Source organism: Bordetella petrii (assembly GCF_017356245.1).
GTDB lineage: Bacteria > Pseudomonadota > Gammaproteobacteria > Burkholderiales > Burkholderiaceae_B > Bordetella_A > Bordetella_A petrii_D.
Window position 1 is genome coordinate 2,959,299 of sequence record NZ_JAFMZZ010000001.1, and the last position, 17,806, is coordinate 2,977,104.

Consider the following 17,806-nt stretch of genomic DNA (forward strand, 5'->3'; position numbering starts at 1 on the left):
AAAATCAGGCGCCCAGGATGTAGGGCACGCCGCTGCGTTCGCACAGCGCGCGCAGGCGCTGCTCCAGCGCGGCCGGAATGGGGATGCCGTCGCGCAGGCGGCGCTGGCGCTCGGCGGCCTCGGGCTCGCCGGCCACCTGCACTGACCGGGCCGGATCGGCCGGCGGCGTGTCGTGCAGCATGTCGATCACGTCGTCGACCTCTTCCTCGAACGAGCCCGAGTCGCGGAACGCATCCGGATTCAGGGCCAGGAAGAAGTGGCCGATGTCGTCGGGCTCGCCCGGCTGGCGCACGGCCGCGCGGCGCGCCGCCATGGCGCTGCCGCCCAGGGTGCCGCCCAGTATCTGCGCCATCACGGCCAGCCCGTAGCCCTTGTGGCTGCTCATGGCGGGGGTGCCGCCCAGCGGAGTCAGGCCGCCCTCGGGGCGCTCGAAAATGTATTGCATGGCCTGCGCGGTATCGGTCACGCTGCCGCCCTGCCCATCGACGGCCCAGCCTTCGGGCAGGGGCTTGCCGTGGAAGTCGTAGACCTTCACTTTGTTGGCGGCCACGGTGGTGGTGGCCATGTCGAGCACAAAGGGTTCGTTCTGCGCCGCCGGGGCGGCGAAGGCGATCGGGTTGGTGCCCAGCACGGGCGCGGCGCCATGGGTGGGCACCATGATGAGCGTGGTGGCGCTGCTGGTGACCAGGCCCACCACGCCGCGCCGCACGGCCATGCGGGCGTAGACGCCGGCCGCGCCGAAATGATGCGAGTTGCGCACCGCCACGGCGCCCACGCCGTGCTCCAGGGCCTTGTCCACCGCCAGCTGCATGGCCTGCGCCGCCACCGGATAGCCCAGCCCGGCCATGCCGTCGAGCAGCGCGGTCGAGGCCGCGTCGCGCACCACGCGCGGGCGGGCGTCGATGCGCAGCGTGCCCGCGCGCAGCTTGGCCTCGTACGACGGCAGCATGGAAATGCCGTGCGAATCGATGCCCAGCAGGTCGGTCTCGGCCATCAGGCCGGCGGTCGTGGCGGCCAGATCGTCCGCCATGCCCCAGGCCGTCAATACCCGCAGAATCTGTTCGCGTACCTGCCCGGCGGCCGCTCTTGCCGCTTGCACACTACTGCTGCCCTGCACTGCCTGTCTCCTTGGGGCTTGTGCCCGTTTGTTTTCATGATGCGCCCGGCCCGGGCGCCTGCTCAATCCCTTTCGCGGTCGACCAGGCGATGGCGGGCCTGCCCCAGGTGGAACTGCATCGCCACCCGGGCCCGTTCGCCGTCTTGTTCGCGGATCGCGCCCAGGATCGCCGCATGCTCGTCGGCCACGCGCTGCGCGCGCTGGCGCGAACCGGTGCGCGTCAGGCTCAGCGTCAGGCGCATGAAGCCGCTGATGGATTCGTGGATGGATTCCAGCACGCCCAGGTAGTAGTCGTTGCCGGTGGCCTGCGCGATGCTGGCATGGAACGCCAGGTCGGCCTCGGGCGAGACGTGGCCGCGCTCGAGCCCGTCGATGAAGGCGGCATGCGCGTCGGCGATGCTCTGCAGTTCTTCATCGGTGCGCCGCAGCGCCGCCAGGCGGGCCGCATCGCCTTCCAGCGCCATGCGGATTTCCTGCGCCCGCAGATAGGCGCCCACGTTCTGCACGTCGCTGAAGGTTTTAAGGCGCGGCGCCGGCTGCTGGCTGACGAAGGTGCCCAGGCCCTGGTGGGCGGTGACCAGGCCGTCGGCGCGCAGGCGCAGCAGCGCTTCGCGCACCACCGGCCTGGACACGCCGAACCGTTCGCAGATTTCGTGTTCCGAGGGCAGTTTGTCGCCCACGTTCAGGCTGCCGCCGGCGATCTGTTCGAAGATCTGGCCATACAGCTGGTCGGCCAGCCGCACCCGCTGGCCGCGTTCCAGCACCAGCGTGCCGGTGCCGGCTTCCGCCGCCGCGGCGGCCGGCGCTGGCGCGCCAGCCGATTTCTTGCGTTTCAACTCGCTCCCCTTTCCACGTTGCGGGCTGCCGTCGCGTATCGCCGGCCGTTCGCAGATGTCCGGCGCCGCGCCGGCGCCAGACACTTATATACCACTGTCGGGCGCCGGTCGCTCACCCGCCCGCCACCCCCTGGGTGTTGACGTACAGCGCGTAGATGGAATGCGACGAGGCCATGAACAGCCGGTTGCGCTGCGGACCGCCGAAGCACAAGTTGGCGCAGCGTTCGGGCAAATGGATGTGGCCCAGGCGCTTGCCTTGCGGCGACACCACCATCACGCCGTCCTTGCCTTCGCCCATGCCCCAACCGCACCACAGGTTGCCGTCGATATCGCAGCGCATGCCGTCGATGGTGCCGCCCTGCGCATCCAGGAATACCCGGCGGTTGGACAGGCGGGCCCCGCCGTCGGCCACGTCGTAGGCGTGGATCAGGCGGTTCGGCGCGGCACGGCCCTCGACCACATACAGCAGCGAGCGGTCCGGCGAAAAGCACAGCCCGTTGGCGCCTTTCAGGTCGGTGATCATGGCCTCGCCCTTGCCCGTGGCCGCGTCGATGCGGTAGACCGTGTGCGGCAGTTCGGCCCGGGCCTTGCGGCCTTCATAGTTGCCCCCGATGCCGAACGGCGGGTCCGAGAACCAGATCGATCCATCGGTATGGCACACCACGTCATTGGGCGAATTCAGCGGCTTGCCCTGGTAGTTGTCCATCAACACTGTGACCGAGCCGTCGTATTCGGTGCGCGTGACCCGGCGCGTCAGGTGCTCGCAGGTAACCAGCCGGCCCTGGCGGTCGCGCGTATTGCCGTTGGCGTAGTTCGAGGGCTTGCGGAATTCGCTGACGGCGCCGGTTTCCTCTTCCCACTTCATGATGCGGTTGTTGGGAATATCGCTCCACAGCAGGAAGCGGCCGTCGCCGAACCACACCGGCCCCTCGGCCCAGCGCATGCCGGTGGCGATGCGCTCCACGCCGGCATTGAACAGGCGGTAAGGCTCAAAGGCCGGGTCCAGCACTTGCACGGCGGGATCCGGATAGGCCGGCGCGGGCTGCCAGGCCAGCGCCGCGCCCGGCAGCGCGGCCACCGCCGCCGCGCCGGCGCCGGCCAGCAGGCGGCGGCGCGCCGGGTCCGCCGGCGCGCCGCCGGAGGAAAGCATTCCCTGCGAGGCGGCTCGGGGCCGCCGCAAATCGGCATCGTGCATGCAAGTCTCCGTTGTGTGGTCGTGAGGAAAACCTGGCGGGCAATCGGCGCGCGCCGGGGCGCGCGCATCGCGGCGATCTACGCGGCGGCGGGCTCGCGGTCCCATTCGAGCAGGCTGCGAGCCACCGGCGCCACACGCTGGCGCTCGGATTCGGACAGGCCGGTCAAGAGCGGCAGCATCGGCCCCATGTCGGCCACGCCGGACAGCGTCACGGCATCGTGCAGTACGCGGATCGGGCTGATCTGGTCGCGGCAGTCTTCCAGGCCCAGATAGCGCGCGCGCACCTGCTCGGCTTCGTCGAAGCGGCCTTCGTGCAGCAGGCGCAGCAGGCGCATCGAGCCGCGCGGCGCCACGCAAACCGACCCCGACGTGAAGCTCTTCAGCCCGAACTGGCGGAAATGCGCGATGGCCGGGCGTTCGCCCACGCCGCTGACCAGCCAGCGCGAGTCCACCGCCTGCAGCAGCGCGGCCAGGTAGGGATCGTCGGCCGGATCGTCGCGCACCACGGCGTACTTCAGGGCCGCGATGCGCCCCTCGTCGACCAGGCCGGCCACCGTGGCGGGCGCCAGGTAGCCGGACGATTTCAGGTACACCACCACCGGCTTGCCCAGCGCGTCGCTGAAGCGGCGGATGCCGTCGGCCAGGCCGGCGTCGGTGTACGGAAACGACATCGGCAGCAGCATGGCGGTGGGAAACGCGCGCGTGCGCAAGATGGCGGCCTGGTCGATCAGCTTGCCGTAGTCGGGGCCCGCCGAGGGCAGCACCCAGGTGTCGTCGCCCGCGGCCTCTGCCAGGAAATCCACCAGGCGGGCGTATTCGCTGACGCCCACGTTATAGAAATTGGCATTGCCGCCATACATCACGCTGCGCACGCCGCCCTGCTCCAGATGGCGCAGCAGGGCCTGGTTGGCATTCGTGTCCAGCGACAGATCGGCCTTGCGCGCCAGCGGCGGAACGGCAATGACGGAACGCTGCAGGTCGGCGGCGGTGACCGGGGTGGTTTTCATGGCGGTAACTCCTGGAAGCCCTGTTGTCGAAAAGGAAGTCAAAAAAAGTATACTTGGTTGACAAGTAAAAGCTCAATACCTATATTTGTATTACAACAGTTCAGCACCGCGAGCCCACCGCTGCCGGCCCCACCTGGCCGCCGCGCGGGCGCCCCGAAAGAATGCGCGCCAGGCGCACCCCGAGGAGACACCGCAATGCTTGTCAATTTTTCGTTCCGCCCCCTGTTGGCCGGCATGTGCGCGGCGGCCGCGCTGGCGGCCCCGCCCGGCGCGTCCGCGGCCGATTCGTACCCGGACCGCCAGGTCACCATCCTGGTGCCTTTTCCGGCCGGCGGCACCACCGACATCGCGGCCCGCGTGGTGGCGGCCGAACTGGGCAAGGCCTGGAAGCAGCCCGTGGTGGTGGAAAACCGCGCCGGCGCCGGCGGCAACGTGGGCACCGCCGAGGCGGCCCGTGCCAAGCCCGACGGCTACACCCTGCTGATGGGCACGGTCAGCACCCACGCCATCAACCAGTCGGTGTACGCCAAGCTGCCCTACGATCCGGTGCGCGATTTCACGCCGGTGACCCTGGTGATCCCGGTGCCCAACATCCTGGAACTGAACCCCGCGTTCGCCGACCGGCACAAGATCCGCTCGGTGGCCGACCTGATCGCCTACCTGAAGGCCAATCCCGGCAAGGTCAACATGGCCTCTACCGGCAACGGCACCTCTACACACCTGTCCGGCGAACTGTTCCAGGCCATGACCGGCACCAAGATGACCCACGTGCCGTACAAGGGCAGCAGCCCGGCGCTGACCGACGTCATGAGCGGCTCGGCGGACCTCATCTTCGACAACCTGCCGTCGTCGATGGGCTTCCTGAAGGCCGGCAAGCTGCGCCCGCTGGCCGTCACCAGCGCCGAGCGCTCGCCCGCCCTGCCCGATGTGCCCACCATGGCGCAGGCCGGCGTGGCCGGCTACGACGCGTCCAGCTGGTTCGGCCTGCTGGCGCCGGCCGGCACGCCCCCGGCCATCGTCGAGCAGGTGCAGCGCGACGTCGCGAAAATCCTGCAGGATCCGGCCGTGCGCGCGCGCTTCGCCGCGCTGGGCGCGGTGCCGTCGGGCATGGCCCCGGCGCAGTTCAAGCAGTTCATGGCCGCCGAAGCCGCCAAATGGGCCAAGGTGGTCAAGCAATCGGGCGCTCGGGTCGACTGACCCCGCCCCGTTCCCAGGCTGCCGGGGCGCGTGGCCGGCGGCTCATCCAACAACACGCGCACCAGGAGACATTGTGAACAAACTGATCAGCGCTATTGCGACCGCCAGCCTGGCCCTGCTGGGCGGCACCGCCACCCACGCGGCCTCGTTTCCCGACAAACCGGTCACCATCATCGTGCCGTTCGTGCCCGGCGGTTCGTCCGACATCACGGCGCGCTCGGTCATGCCGAGCATGCAGACGCTGCTGGGCCAGAGCTTCGTGGCCGAGAACAAGCCCGGCGCCAACAGCGCCATCGGCGCCCAGGCGCTGGCGCGTTCGCCGGCCGACGGCTACACCATGATGGTGGGCTCGATCGGCACGTTCGCCATCAACGAGGCGCTTTACAAAGAACTGGCCTACAACCCCAGCAAAGACTTCGTGTATCTGACACAGGCCGTGCGCAACCCGAATATCCTGGTGGCGCCGCCCTCGTTCCCGCCCAACACCGTGGCGGAACTGGTTGAATACGCCAAGAAGCACCCCGGCGAAGTCACGTACGCCTCGTCGGGCACGGGCTCGTCGGACCACCTGTCGGCCATCCTGTTCCGCCAGCGCACCGGCACCACGGGCGTCGACGTGCCCTACCGCGGCGGCGCCGCGGCCATCGCCGACCTGCTCGGCGCGCAGGTCAATGTCTCGTTCCAGAACCTGGGCGCGGTGCAAAAGTACGTGCAGGCGGGCAAGCTGAAGGCCCTGGCCATCACCGGCGACGCGCGCGCCGCCGACCTGCCCAAGGTGCCCACCCTGACCGAAGCCGGCATCAAGGACATGGTGGTGTATTCATGGCAGGGCTTTGCGGTGCCCAAGGGCACGCCGGCCCCGGTGGTCAAGACCCTGTCCGACGCCCTGCGCAAGAGCCTGCGCGAGCCCGACGTCACCAAGACCCTGCAGGGGCTGGGTTTCGAAGTCGTGGCCAGTTCGCCGGAAGAGTTCGCCAAATTCCAGCAGGGCGAAGTCAAGCGCTGGAAGCAGGTGATCAAGGAAGGCGGCATCCAGCTGCAATAACCGACGGGCGCGGCGCGGGCAGCCAGTTGCCCGCCCGCGCCTCGAATCAAGTAGCATTTGCGTTTTCCCCTCCTTTACCCCGCGCATACGACATGACCAAGCAACGCATCCTCCAGGTCGGCTCCCTGTCCGGCTCGCCGTCGGCCAATCAGCGGCTGGCCGACGGCTACGACGTCTTCGAACTCTGGAAGCACGGCGACCGCAAGGCCGCGCTGGCCGAGTACGGCCCGGGCATCACGGCCATGGTGACTTCGGCCTCCATGGGCGCCGACGCCGACCTGATCGCCGCCCTGCCCGACCTGAAGGCGATCTGCAGCTGGGGGGTGGGCTATGAAACCATCGATGTGCAGGCCGCCCGCCAGCGCGGCGTGCTGGTCAGCAACACGCCCGACGTGCTCACCGACTGCGTGGCCGACCTGGCCTGGGGCCTGATGATCGCCGGCGCGCGCCGCATGAGCCTGGGCGACCGCTATGTGCGCGCCGGCCGCTGGGGGCAGGTGCACGGCGGCATCCCGCTGGGCACGCGCGTCAGCGGCAAGAAACTGGGCATCATCGGGCTGGGCCGCATCGGCCAGGCCATCGCCCGGCGCGGCGACGGCTTCGACATGGAAGTCCGCTACCACAACCGCCGCCCCCGCAGCGACGTGCCATACACCTACGAAGCATCGCTGGTCGAACTGGCCCGCTGGGCCGATTTCCTGGTCGTGGCCACCGTGGGCGGGCCGGAAACCCGGCACCTGGTCAATCGCGAGGTGCTCGAGGCGCTGGGCCCCAAGGGCGTCGTCGTCAATATCGCGCGCGGCCCCGTCATCGACGAGCAGGCCCTGGCCACGGCGCTGGAAAACGGCAAGCTGGGCTGCGCGGCGCTGGACGTGTTCGAACACGAGCCCAACGTGCCGGACGCTTTGAAAACCAGCGACAACACGGTGCTGCTGCCACATATCGGCAGCGCTTCTTACGAAACCCGCCTGGCCATGGAAGACCTGATGCTGGAAAACCTGCAGTCTTACTTCCAGACAGGCAAGCTGGTTACGCCGGTGCCCTGAACCCGCGCCCCGCCCCGCAAGGCCGGAAAGCCGCGCACGATGCGCGGCTTTTTCTTTGCCCGGCGGCGCCCCGCTTCAGATTTCGCGCTCTTCGGTCTTGAGCTTGTTGTCGTGGGCGAAATCGACCACGAATTTGTAGGCCAGCGGCTCGAGCTCGCGCAGGCGCTGGTCGACCACCACGCCGCGCACCCCGTCGACCATGACGGGCAGCACATAGGGGGAATACGTCAGGTGGCTGCCGGTGGAGCCGGGCGGACGGAACTGGGCCATGACGCCCGCCAGGCGTTCGGCCCAGTCGCTGGGGCGAAACCGGGCGCCGCTTTCGGTGACGCCGTGGATAACGAATTGTTTGACACGAGTTGCCATGAATTTTTCACCGCGGGCTGCGTATGCACGGTCCAGACTGGCCGAGCACCAAAGATGCGGCCCGCGCCGCGAATTGTATATGATTGGTCTTTTGGCTTCGCGTTTCCATCATGACTCCTCCCACGCACCAGACCGGCCCCTTGCGGCACTTCCTGCAGTTCCGGGATTTCTCTTCCGCTGAAATCGCTTATGTGCTCGAACGCGCACGCCTGATCAAAGACAAATTCAAGCGCTACGAGCCCCATATGCCCCTGCACGACCGCACCCTGGCCATGGTGTTCGAGAAAGCCAGCACCCGCACCCGGGTCTCGTTCGAGGCCGGCATGTATCAAATGGGGGGGTCGGTCATCAACCTGACCTCGAACGACTCGCAACTGGGCCGCTCCGAGCCCATCGAGGACACCGCGCGCGTCATCTCGCGCATGGTCGACATCGTCATGATCCGCACCTTCGAGCAAACCCGCATCGAGCGCTTTGCCTCGCATTCGCGCGTGCCGGTCATCAACGGTCTGACCAACGAATACCATCCGTGCCAGATCCTGGCCGATATCTTCACTTACATCGAGCACCGCGGCCCCATCGCCGGCAAGACGGTGGCCTGGATCGGCGACGCCAACAACATGTCGTACACCTGGCTGCAGGCGGCCGAAATGCTGGGCTTCTCGCTGCACGTGTCCACCCCGCGCGGCTACGAGCTCGACCCGGCCCGCGTGGGCGCTCCGCCGGCCGGCGTGCTGCGCCAGTTCGACGACCCCATCGAGGCCTGCCGCGGCGCCCACCTGGTCACCACCGATGTCTGGACCAGCATGGGCTACGAAGCCGAAAACGACGCCCGCCGCACCGCCTTCGCCGACTGGTGCGTCGACGCCGAAATGATGGCCGCCGCCGACGCCCAGGCGGTCTTCATGCACTGCCTGCCCGCCCACCGCGGCGAGGAAGTCACTGGCGAAGTCATCGACGGCCCGCAAAGCGTGGTCTGGGACGAAGCCGAAAACCGCCTGCACGTGCAAAAAGCCCTGATGGAATTCCTGCTGCTGGGCCGCATAGACTGACTGAACCCCACCCCCGCAGCGCTGCGCGCTTCCCCCTCAAGGGGGCGACGCTGGCGGACCGGCAAAGCCGGCTCCGCGCGTCCCCGATCTGGCCGCACCTGTTTTCATTCCGGGCGGCCCCCCAGGGGGCTGGGAATCTCCGGCCCGTACCCCTTGCCCAAACGCGTTAAAATCCCGGGTTCAAGCGCGGCACGCCGCCGCCCCGTAGGCGCTTTAGATCACACAATGACTACTATCCTCCCCAACCTTCCCGTCGGCCAGAAGGTCGGCATCGCCTTTTCGGGCGGCCTGGACACCAGCGCGGCGCTTCTGTGGATGCGCAACAAGGGCGCCATTCCGTACGCCTACACCGCCAACCTGGGCCAGCCCGACGAAGACGACTACGACGCCATTCCGCGCCGCGCCATGGAATACGGCGCCGAGAACGCCCGCCTGATCGACTGCCGGGCGCAGCTGGTGGCCGAAGGCATCGCGGCCCTGCAGGCCGGCGCCTTCCACGTGTCCACCGCCGGCATCACCTACTTCAACACCACGCCCATCGGCCGCGCCGTCACCGGCACCATGCTGGTGGCCGCCATGAAAGAAGACGGCGTCAACATCTGGGGCGACGGCAGCACGTACAAGGGCAACGATATCGAGCGTTTCTACCGCTACGGCCTGCTCACCAATCCCGACCTGAAAATCTACAAGCCCTGGCTCGACCAGCTGTTCATCGACGAACTGGGCGGCCGCGCCGAGATGTCCGAATACATGCGGCAAGCCGGTTTCGACTACAAGATGTCGGCCGAGAAAGCCTATTCCACCGATTCCAACATGCTGGGCGCCACCCACGAAGCCAAGGATCTCGAGCACCTGAACTCGGGCATCCGGATCGTCAAGCCCATCATGGGCGTGGCCTTCTGGCGCGACGACGTTGCGGTCAAGGCCGAAGAAGTCACCGTGCGCTTCGAAGAAGGCCAGCCGGTGGCCCTGAACGGCGTCGAATACGCCGACCCGGTCGAGCTGATGCTGGAAGCCAATCGCATCGGCGGCCGCCACGGCCTGGGCATGAGCGACCAGATCGAGAACCGCATCATCGAAGCCAAGAGCCGCGGCATCTACGAAGCCCCGGGGCTGGCCCTGCTGTTCATCGCCTACGAACGCCTGGTCACCGGCATCCACAACGAAGACACCATCGAGCAATACCGCGAAAGCGGCCGCAAGCTGGGCCGCCTGCTGTACCAGGGCCGCTGGTTCGACCCGCAGGCCATCATGCTGCGCGAAACCGCCCAGCGCTGGGTGGCGCGCGCCGTCACCGGCGAAGTCACGCTTGAACTGCGCCGCGGCAACGACTACTCGCTGCTGAACACCGAATCGCCCAACCTCACCTACGCGCCCGAGCGCCTGTCCATGGAAAAGGTGGAAAACGCCCCCTTCACTCCGGCAGACCGCATCGGCCAGCTGACCATGCGCAATCTCGACATCACCGATACGCGCGACAAGCTGTTCACCTACGTGAAGACGGGGTTGCTGGCTCCGTCGGCCGGGGCGGCACTCCCGCAGTTGAAGGATGCCGCCGGCAAGAAGTAGGTGGTCTTGCCGTTGTTGTTGTTGAGCTATTGAGGCGTCGGTCCGGGCGGCGGGAAAGGGCCCGGGCTTCACGAGACCAGCCTGGCGCCTTCGCGCCAGGCGCCGCGTCGTCAACCTCGTCGGCCTCGCGGCCTCCTACGGTTTCCCTCGCTTGGCCCCGAGGCGCCCGAGCCCTTTCCCGCCGCCCGGACCGACTCGCGATGGCCTCGCCTACCCGCATCGCCGGGACGGCTGGGGTTCTTCGGCTTCGTGGCATTTCCTGTGTAAAGAAAAAAATCGCACAGGGCCGCCCTCGGAAGCCGCCCTGCGCGGCTTCCAAAGGCATTCGGCTGAGCGCATGTGCAGCAATTGCCAGGCGTCGAGGTCCTGGATATAGGTGTCTGGCTCCCGCCAGGGTGCCAGACACCGCACGATTGAGACAGCGACTGCACACATAGCATCGAGGCCCGACACCACCCGAATGCCCTTGGAAGCCGCGCAGGGCGGCTTCCATGGGCGGCCCTGTACGATCTTTTTCTTTACACAGGAAATGCCACGAAGCTGAAGAACTCCAGCCGTGCCGGCGATGGATGAAGTGAACTCAGTGCGAGTCGGGGCGTGGCCGTGGGACGGTGGGGGCGCCTCGGAGGCAAGCGAGGGAAACCGTAGGAGGCCGCCAGGCCGACGAGGTTGACGACGCGGTGCCTGGCGCGAAGGCGCCAGGCTGCCTTCGTGAAGCTCCCACCGCCCCACGGCCACGCCCCGACGGCCAGAAGAACTCTCACATCCACCGCTAACAAAAGCCATCGCCAACAAACGGCGTTTACAACTCCACCTGCATTCCCATTTCCACCACCCGGTTGGGCGGGATCTTGAAGAACTTGGTGCTGCGGGTGCCGTTGCGGGCCATGAAGGCGAAGATGGTGCGGCGCCAGCGCTGCATGGCCGGCCGCTTGGCCGCCACCACCGTCTGGCGCGACAGGTAATACGACGTGCGCATCGGCTCCAGGTCGATCTCGGGATACGCCTCGGCCACCAGCCGGAGCACGGCCGGCACATCCGGGTCTTCCTTGAACCCGTAGTGCACCACCACCTGCCAGCATGACGGGCTGATCTGCTCCACGTCGAAGCGCTCGTCCTGCGACGCATACGGCACATCCGCCACGCGTATGGTCAGGAACAGCACGTGCTCATGCAGCACCTTGTTGTGCTTCAGGTTGTGCAGCAGGGCCGACGGCACCACGCCCGGGTTCATGGTCATGAAAATGGCCGTGCCCGGCACGCGCGCCGGCGGAAATGCTTCCAGCTGCGTCATGAAATCCTTCAGCGGCTGGTGGTCGCGGCGCTGCATCTCGGCCAGCAGGCTGCGGCCGCGGCGCCAGGTCATCATCAGCAGGAACACCACCGTGCCCACCAGCAGCGGCAGCCAGCCGCCCTCGTGGATCTTGAACACATTGGCGCTGAACAGCAGCAGGTCGACCACCAGCAGCACGCCCAGCACGGCCAGCCAGAGCAGCCGGCGCCCGCCGGTGGCGCCGCGCGGCAGCACCGAAAACGCCAGCACCGAGGTCACCAGCATGGTGCCGGTAACCGCGAAGCCGTAGGCGGCCGCCAGGCTTTCCGAATCCTGGAACAGCATCACCAGGATCAGCACGGCCACCAGCAGCAGCGCGTTGACCTGCGGCAGGTAGATCTGGCCCTTCTCGGCGGCCGAGGTGTGCAGGATCTGCATGCGCGGCCAGAAACCCAGCTGCACGGCCTGGCGCGTAACCGAATACGCCCCCGAAATGACCGCCTGCGAGGCCACCACGGTGGCGATGGTGGCCAGCACCACCAGCGGCACCAGCCCCCATTCGGGGGCCATCAGGAAAAAGGGATTGCGGATCGCCTGGGGGTCGCGCAGCAACAGCGCGCCCTGGCCGAAATAACACAGCACCAGCGCCGGCAGCACCATCGAGAACCAGGCGCGCCGGATCGCCGGCCGGCCGAAATGGCCCATGTCGGCGTACAGCGCCTCGGCGCCCGTCAGGGCGAGCACTACCGCGCCCAGCAACAGAAAGCTGCCCAGCGGGAAATCATCGATGAAGCGCACGGCCCATATCGGGTTCAGCGCCTCGAGCACCTGCGGCGCCTGCCAGATCTGCCAGCCGCCCAGCGCCGCCAGGGTGCCGAACCACAGCGCCATCACCGGCCCGAACAGCTTGCCCATGACGCCGGTGCCGCGCGACTGGATGGCGAACAGCAGGATCAGCACCAGCAGCGACATCGGCACGATCCACGAATCCAGCGTGTGCGACACCACGCCTATGCCTTCGATGGCCGACAGCACCGAGATGGCCGGCGTGATCATGCTGTCGCCATAGAACAGCGAGGCGCCGAAAATGCCCAGCACCACCAGCAGCCAGCGCACGCGCCCTTCCCGGCCGCGCACCGCCAGTTCCAGCAGCGCCAGCGTGCCGCCCTCGCCGCGGTTGTCGGCCCGCAGCACCAGGGTGACGTACTTGAACGACACCACCAGCATCAGCAGCCAGAACAGAATCGACAGTACGCCCAGGATGTGGGCGGGTTCGAGGTCGGCGAACCCGACCAGACAGGCGCGCAGCGTATACAGCGGGCTGGTGCCGATGTCGCCATAGACGACGCCCAGCGCGCCCATGATCAGCGCGGCTTTCGACGAGGGGGCCTGCCCATGCGGCGCCAGGGCGCCCGGATGTTGCAATGTCATGATGCGCGGTCGTGGCGGGTCAGTTGGGCGCCCTTGCGGGGGCCGGGAAATACGACGGACAGGCGGGTGCCGGGGTATTCGGGGCGGCTGCTCAGCTTCCACCAGGCGCCATGGGCATGGGCGATTTCGCGCACGATGGCCAGCCCCAGGCCCGAGCCGCCCACGGTGCTGCCCGGCGACCGGTAAAAGGCCTCGAACACCCGCTCATGCTCTTCGGCGGGAATGCCCGGCCCATCGTCCTCGACGGTCAGTGAAGGCGGATTCAGGCCCACGGTCAGCGTGATGCGGCCACCGCCCTTGCCATAGCGCAGGGCGTTGTCGATCAGGTTGCCCAGCAGTTCATCGAGCAGCAGCGGGTCGCCGTCGATCCATACAGACTGGTCCGGCGCCACCAGGTCGATCTCGAAATGCGCGGCGCGCGCGTGCGGAATCCATTCGGCGCCGCTGGCCCTGACCCATTCGCACAGGTCGATGCGCACGAAGCTGTCCTGCGGGCGCGCGTTCGGATCGGAACGCGCCAGCACCAGCAATTGCTGGCCCAGGCGGATCATGCGGTCGCTGACGGCCTTGATGCGCTCGGCGCGCACGCGCACGTCGTCGGGCAAGGGCCGCGCCAGCATCAGTTCGGATTCCATGCGCAGGCCGCTCAGGGGCGTGCGCAGCTGGTGCGCGGCATGGCCGATGAAGCGCCGCTGCGCCGCCAGCGAGGCGTCCAGCCGCAGCAGCAGATCGTTGGTGTGCGTGACCAGCGGCTCGATCTCGACCGGCACGCCCGCCACTTCAAGGGGCTGCATGTCGTCGATGGAGCGCTGCCGGATTTCGTCGGACAGGTGATTGACCGAGCGCAGCCCTGAACGCACCCCCTGCACGATGACGCCGGCGAACACCCCCACCAGAATGGCCTGCCCCAGCACCATCAGCCAGAAGAAGTCTTCCAGCATCCAGCCCGCCATGTCGAACTTGTGGCTGATCACCCAGGTGGCGAGCAGGTCCAGCGCCACCAGCACCAGCATGGGCGGCAGCAGCCGCTTTACCAGGTAGCGCGCCAGCGAACCGCGCGGCATTTGCCAGCGCGCGGCAGAAACAATAGAGGGGGAATCCGGCATGGTGGCGGGCGCCGGCCGGGCGACGGTGCGCGCGGGCCGGTTCGGCATGTTCACGCCGGCTCGGTATCCAGCATGTACCCGAAGCCGCGCACGGTCTGGATGCTGGCGCCCGTGCCTTCCAGGCGCTTGCGCAGGCGGTAGACATAGACTTCGACGGCGTTTTCGCTGAAGTCGGCGTCCCAGGCGGAAAGGGAATTGACGATCTGGCGCTTGGTGACCACCCGGCCGGCGCGGGCCATCAGCATTTCCAGCACCGACAGTTCGCGCACCGACAGCGACAGGCGCTGGCCGTTGGCGCGGACCTCGCGGCCCACGGTGTCGAATGTCAGGGTGCCGGCCTCGATCAGGGGCTGCGCCTGGCCGGCGCGGCGGCGCCCGAAGGCCCGCACCCGCGCGGCCAGCTCGGGCAGGTCGAAGGGCTTGGTGACGTAGTCGTCGGCGCCGGCGTCCAGGCCGGCCACCCGGTCGTCCAGGCCGTCGCGGGCCGTGACGATGAGCACCGGCACCTGGTTGCCGTCCTGGCGCAGCTGGCGCAGTACGTCCAGGCCGCTGCGGCCGGGCAGGTTGAGATCGAGCAACAGCAGGTCGTAGGACTGCCCGGCCAGGGCGCCCAGCACCTTGTCGCCATCGGTCAGCCAATCGACTGCATAGCCTTGGTCGGCCAGGAACTCCTGGAGCGCATGGCCCAGGGTCGTGTCATCTTCGATTACAAGAACTCGCATGCGGCGATTCTAGCGCGAAGATGGCACGGACGGGTAATGGCGCGCGAGCCTGGCGGGTCAATTCGCCGGGGCCGGCGCGGGCGCCGCAGCCGGGGCTGCGGTGGCGGGCGCGGGCGGATTGGCGGCCGCCGCGCCGGGCGCGGCCGGATCGGCCGGCGCCGCGCCATTGGGCTGGGGCGTGGTAATGAAACCGATGCGCGACAGGCCCGAACGCCGCGCCGCCGCCATCACCTTGGCCAGCGTTTCGTAGCGGGTGTTCATGTCGGCGCGGATGCGCAATTCCGGCTGGGGCTTGGTCTGCGCGATCGTCAGGAAACGGTTGGGCAGGTCTTCCATGGCCACCGGTTTTTCGTCCCAGAACAGCGCGCCGGCCGGATCGATGGCCAGATCGACGGTCTTGGGCTCTTCCTGTACCTGCTCGGCGCTGACCTGCGGCATGTTGATGCGGATCGAGTGCGCCATCAGCGGCGCCGTGATGATGAAGATCACCAGCAGCACCAGCATCACGTCGATCAGCGGCACCATGTTGATTTCCGACACGGTGTGGCTGCCCGAGCCTTTGCTGTCGAAGCTGCCGAAAGCCATTATTCGGCTCCCCGGGCGCCGGCGGCGCTGCCCTGGCGGCGCAGCGCGCGCACCTTGCCGTCGGACAACACCACTTGCTGGCCCGTGCTCAGGAAGGCGAACAGATCATGGGCGAAGGCATCCAGGCGCGACAGGAACACGCGGTTGCCGCGCACGAAGGCGTTGTAGGCCAGCACGGCGGGAATGGCGACCGCCAGGCCCAGCCCGGTCATGATCAGGGCCTCGCCCACCGGGCCGGCAATGCGGTTGATGGTGACCCCGTCGGCCAGTCCGATGCCGACCAGCGCGTGGTACACGCCCCACACCGTGCCGAACAGGCCGACGAACGGCGCCGTGGAGCCCACCGAGGCCAGCACGGTCAGGCCGTTTTCGAGCTTGGCCGTTTCTTCATCGATGACCTTGCGCATGGTGCGCGTAACGAACTCGCCATTGGCGCCAGTTTCCTCGAGCTTGGTGGCGCCGAACTTGGAATGATGGGTCTGCGCGTGCATGGCATGGCTGGTCAGGTGCGAGAAAGGATCGCGCGCGCCGTGCGTGACGATTTCGTTCTCGACCTGCTCCAGCGAGCTGGAATTCCAGAACTTGTTCAGGAAATCGGCCGAGCGGCGGCGCATGCGCACGTTGCTGATGAACTTCACCAGGATCAGGTACCAGGTGACCAGCGACATCAGGATCAGAATGGCGAACAGCGTCTTGCCGACGAAATCGCTCTGCGCAACGAAATGCAGGAAACCCATGTCGGGCGGCATGGGCAGCGGCGCCAGCGCCGACGGTGGTGCAGCCGCGGCCGCCTGGTGGACAGTATCGGCGGCTTGCGACAGCGCCGGGGCGGCCTGGTTCAGGGCGTCGGCGGCCTGCTGCGCAGCCGGCAACGCGCCGTTGGCCGCCGGGGCGGCGGCTGCGGCGGCCGGGGCAGCGGCCGCGCCGGGCGCGGCGGGCACGGTACTCGCCTGCGCCACCAGAATGGCGTTATGCATAGCGTTGGACATCTCAGTTCCTCATCACGAAATCGAACGGTAATTTGGCTTTGGCCGGATACGCCACGCCGTTGCGGGTCAGGGGCTTGAAGCGCGCCTTGCGCGCGGCGGTCAGCGCCGACTCGTCCAGCCGGGTATAGCCCGACGACTGGGCGATGGTGGCGCGCTCGACCAGCCCCTGCGTATTGATTTCCACCAGCACCACCACCCGGCCCTCTTCGCGCAGCCGCTTGGAAGTCATGGGATAGACCGGCATCGGGCGGCGTCCCATGTACTCGACGCTGGACACCATGATGGGCTCATCCGGCGGCGGCCCCTGCACCGGGGCCTGCGTCACCTGCGCGCCCTCGGTCGCGCCCGTGGGCGGCTTCTCGACCTTGGGCGGCTCGACCGGCTTCTCGACCTTGGGCTTGGGTTTCGGCTTGGGCTTGGGTTTCGGCTTTGGTTTCGGCTTGGGCGCCGGTTCCGGCACCTTTTCGATCACCGGCGGCTCGGGTTCGGGTTCCGGCTCGATGACGGGCTCGGGTTCGGGCTCGACCACCGGCTCGGGCTCCGGTTCCGGTTCCGGTTCGGGCTCGGGTTCCGGCTCGGGCGGCGTGGGCGGCTCGACCGTGGGTTCCGCCTTGGCGATTTGCGGAACCGGCGCCTCGATCACGCTGACCATCACCGCCTCGGGTTCGAGCAGCTGCGGCGGGCTTTCATCAGGCATCCAGTAGATCGCGGCCACCACCGCCATGTGCGCCGCCAGCACCGTAAGGCCGGCGCCGGCGCGTAAAGCCAGGGAAGACTGCGGACGAGCGGACCAACCGTGTTGAAAACGAGGCATGAATCAGCCGAAAAACATCAATGTCGGCCGGCCGCGCAACCGGCACCACGCCGGGAAACGCCGGGACCGGCAAATTCCAAGTCCGACATATTATATTAAATGCGAATGATTCGCACATACTTTCTGGTTGAAGCGCCGCCGCTCAATCGCCGGGCCTGCCCGCCCGGTCGACATGGCCCAGGTCGCGCCCCGGATCCAGGCGGTCGCGCACGCGCTGCTTGAGAATCCTGGCGTCGGGGAACCCTCCGTCGACTGCGCGGTCCCAGAGCAGGCTGTCGTCATACTGGATGCGGAACACGCCCCCCGTGCCCGGCACCAGCGCCACTGCCCCCAGATCGGTGCCGAAGGTCGACAACAGTTCCTGCGCCATCCAGGCGGCTCGCAGCAGCCACTGGCACTGCGTGCAGTACGTGATGCTGATCCGGGGAAGGTTGGATTCACTCATGAAGCACTCCG

The 17,806-nt window shown here is 67.8% G+C and carries 17 protein-coding genes; 5 read left to right on the forward strand and 12 right to left on the reverse strand.

The features are described 5' to 3' along the window. Positions 1–4: 4 nt before the first annotated feature. The 4 genes from J2P76_RS14255 to J2P76_RS14270 all read right to left on the reverse strand — a co-directional run bounded on the left by J2P76_RS14255 (position 5) and on the right by J2P76_RS14270 (position 4,155). Positions 5–1,117, reverse strand: a complete 1,113-nt coding sequence (locus tag J2P76_RS14255) for an Ldh family oxidoreductase (protein WP_207408353.1) — start codon at positions 1,115–1,117, stop codon at positions 5–7. A 62-nt stretch (positions 1,118–1,179) separates the two neighbouring features. After that, complete coding sequence (locus J2P76_RS14260; protein WP_431603421.1) at positions 1,180–1,884, reverse strand: FadR/GntR family transcriptional regulator; 705 nt, start codon at positions 1,882–1,884, stop codon at positions 1,180–1,182. 181 nt (positions 1,885–2,065) lie between these two features. Beyond that, a complete protein-coding gene (locus J2P76_RS14265) occupies positions 2,066–3,148 on the reverse strand; it encodes an SMP-30/gluconolactonase/LRE family protein (protein ID WP_207408355.1) in 1,083 nt (360 codons plus the stop codon). A gap of 77 nt (positions 3,149–3,225) precedes the next feature. Beyond that, on the reverse strand, positions 3,226–4,155 hold the full coding sequence (locus J2P76_RS14270; protein WP_207408356.1) for a dihydrodipicolinate synthase family protein: 930 nt from the start codon (positions 4,153–4,155) through the stop codon (positions 3,226–3,228). A gap of 195 nt (positions 4,156–4,350) precedes the next feature. On the opposite strand from J2P76_RS14270, the gene J2P76_RS14275 reads away from it, so the two are divergent. The 3 genes from J2P76_RS14275 to J2P76_RS14285 all read left to right on the forward strand — a co-directional run bounded on the left by J2P76_RS14275 (position 4,351) and on the right by J2P76_RS14285 (position 7,443). Continuing rightward, positions 4,351–5,352 (forward strand): tripartite tricarboxylate transporter substrate binding protein, encoded by a 1,002-nt coding sequence (locus J2P76_RS14275; protein WP_207408357.1) that lies wholly within the window; start codon positions 4,351–4,353, stop codon positions 5,350–5,352. A 73-nt stretch (positions 5,353–5,425) separates the two neighbouring features. After that, positions 5,426–6,397 carry a tripartite tricarboxylate transporter substrate-binding protein gene (locus J2P76_RS14280; RefSeq protein ID WP_207408358.1) on the forward strand — a complete coding sequence of 324 codons (972 nt, stop codon included), beginning with the start codon at positions 5,426–5,428 and terminating at the stop codon, positions 6,395–6,397. A 92-nt stretch (positions 6,398–6,489) separates the two neighbouring features. Then, positions 6,490–7,443 carry a 2-hydroxyacid dehydrogenase gene (locus J2P76_RS14285; RefSeq protein WP_207408359.1) on the forward strand — a complete coding sequence of 318 codons (954 nt, stop codon included), beginning with the start codon at positions 6,490–6,492 and terminating at the stop codon, positions 7,441–7,443. 75 nt (positions 7,444–7,518) lie between these two features. Here J2P76_RS14285 and J2P76_RS14290 read toward each other — a convergent pair whose 3' ends face one another. Beyond that, positions 7,519–7,809, reverse strand: a complete 291-nt coding sequence (locus J2P76_RS14290) for a DUF3579 domain-containing protein (RefSeq protein ID WP_207408360.1) — start codon at positions 7,807–7,809, stop codon at positions 7,519–7,521. 110 nt (positions 7,810–7,919) lie between these two features. On the opposite strand from J2P76_RS14290, the gene argF reads away from it, so the two are divergent. Together argF and argG are read left to right on the forward strand one after the other, a co-directional pair. Next, the gene (gene argF, locus J2P76_RS14295; RefSeq protein WP_207408361.1) at positions 7,920–8,861 is read left to right on the forward strand and encodes an ornithine carbamoyltransferase; all 942 of its coding nucleotides are present in this window, start codon (positions 7,920–7,922) and stop codon (positions 8,859–8,861) included. 225 nt (positions 8,862–9,086) lie between these two features. Further along, complete coding sequence (gene argG, locus J2P76_RS14300; RefSeq protein ID WP_207408362.1) at positions 9,087–10,430, forward strand: argininosuccinate synthase; 1,344 nt, start codon at positions 9,087–9,089, stop codon at positions 10,428–10,430. 802 nt (positions 10,431–11,232) lie between these two features. Here argG and J2P76_RS14305 read toward each other — a convergent pair. From J2P76_RS14305 to J2P76_RS14335, 7 genes are all read right to left on the reverse strand, one after another. Continuing rightward, on the reverse strand, positions 11,233–13,134 hold the full coding sequence (locus J2P76_RS14305) for a potassium transporter Kup (RefSeq protein ID WP_207408363.1): 1,902 nt from the start codon (positions 13,132–13,134) through the stop codon (positions 11,233–11,235). Further along, positions 13,131–14,240: a sensor histidine kinase gene (locus J2P76_RS14310; protein WP_207409211.1), complete on the reverse strand. Its 1,110-nt coding sequence runs from the start codon at positions 14,238–14,240 to the stop codon at positions 13,131–13,133. The genes J2P76_RS14305 and J2P76_RS14310 overlap by 4 nt, the downstream gene beginning before the upstream one ends. A 50-nt stretch (positions 14,241–14,290) precedes the next feature. After that, on the reverse strand, positions 14,291–14,962 hold the full coding sequence (locus tag J2P76_RS14315) for a response regulator transcription factor (protein ID WP_207408364.1): 672 nt from the start codon (positions 14,960–14,962) through the stop codon (positions 14,291–14,293). Between the two features lie 57 nt (positions 14,963–15,019). After that, entirely contained in the window at positions 15,020–15,547 is a 528-nt protein-coding gene (locus J2P76_RS14320) for an ExbD/TolR family protein (protein ID WP_207408365.1), read from the reverse strand. Continuing rightward, positions 15,547–16,536, reverse strand: a complete 990-nt coding sequence (locus J2P76_RS14325) for a MotA/TolQ/ExbB proton channel family protein (RefSeq protein WP_207408366.1) — start codon at positions 16,534–16,536, stop codon at positions 15,547–15,549. Before J2P76_RS14325 ends, J2P76_RS14320 begins: the two co-directional genes overlap by 1 nt. Position 16,537: 1 nt before the next feature. Then, entirely contained in the window at positions 16,538–17,350 is an 813-nt protein-coding gene (locus tag J2P76_RS14330; RefSeq protein ID WP_207408367.1) for an energy transducer TonB, read from the reverse strand. A gap of 142 nt (positions 17,351–17,492) precedes the next feature. Further along, positions 17,493–17,795 (reverse strand): SelT/SelW/SelH family protein, encoded by a 303-nt coding sequence (locus J2P76_RS14335; RefSeq protein WP_207408368.1) that lies wholly within the window; start codon positions 17,793–17,795, stop codon positions 17,493–17,495. Between the last annotated feature and the right edge of the window lie 11 nt (positions 17,796–17,806).

Coding starts and splice junctions, on each gene's coding strand:
- argG (WP_207408362.1), top strand. CDS start 9,087: ATGACTACTATCCTCCCCAACCTTCCCGTCGGCCAGAAGGTCGGCATC.
- J2P76_RS14265 (WP_207408355.1), bottom strand. CDS start 3,148: ATGCACGATGCCGATTTGCGGCGGCCCCGAGCCGCCTCGCAGGGAATG.
- J2P76_RS14335 (WP_207408368.1), bottom strand. CDS start 17,795: ATGAGTGAATCCAACCTTCCCCGGATCAGCATCACGTACTGCACGCAG.
- J2P76_RS14275 (WP_207408357.1), top strand. CDS start 4,351: ATGCTTGTCAATTTTTCGTTCCGCCCCCTGTTGGCCGGCATGTGCGCG.
- J2P76_RS14305 (WP_207408363.1), bottom strand. CDS start 13,134: ATGACATTGCAACATCCGGGCGCCCTGGCGCCGCATGGGCAGGCCCCC.
- J2P76_RS14320 (WP_207408365.1), bottom strand. CDS start 15,547: ATGGCTTTCGGCAGCTTCGACAGCAAAGGCTCGGGCAGCCACACCGTG.
- J2P76_RS14325 (WP_207408366.1), bottom strand. CDS start 16,536: ATGTCCAACGCTATGCATAACGCCATTCTGGTGGCGCAGGCGAGTACC.
- J2P76_RS14315 (WP_207408364.1), bottom strand. CDS start 14,962: ATGCGAGTTCTTGTAATCGAAGATGACACGACCCTGGGCCATGCGCTC.
- J2P76_RS14310 (WP_207409211.1), bottom strand. CDS start 14,240: ATGCCGGATTCCCCCTCTATTGTTTCTGCCGCGCGCTGGCAAATGCCG.
- J2P76_RS14285 (WP_207408359.1), top strand. CDS start 6,490: ATGACCAAGCAACGCATCCTCCAGGTCGGCTCCCTGTCCGGCTCGCCG.
- J2P76_RS14330 (WP_207408367.1), bottom strand. CDS start 17,350: ATGCCTCGTTTTCAACACGGTTGGTCCGCTCGTCCGCAGTCTTCCCTG.
- J2P76_RS14270 (WP_207408356.1), bottom strand. CDS start 4,155: ATGAAAACCACCCCGGTCACCGCCGCCGACCTGCAGCGTTCCGTCATT.
- J2P76_RS14290 (WP_207408360.1), bottom strand. CDS start 7,809: ATGGCAACTCGTGTCAAACAATTCGTTATCCACGGCGTCACCGAAAGC.
- argF (WP_207408361.1), top strand. CDS start 7,920: ATGACTCCTCCCACGCACCAGACCGGCCCCTTGCGGCACTTCCTGCAG.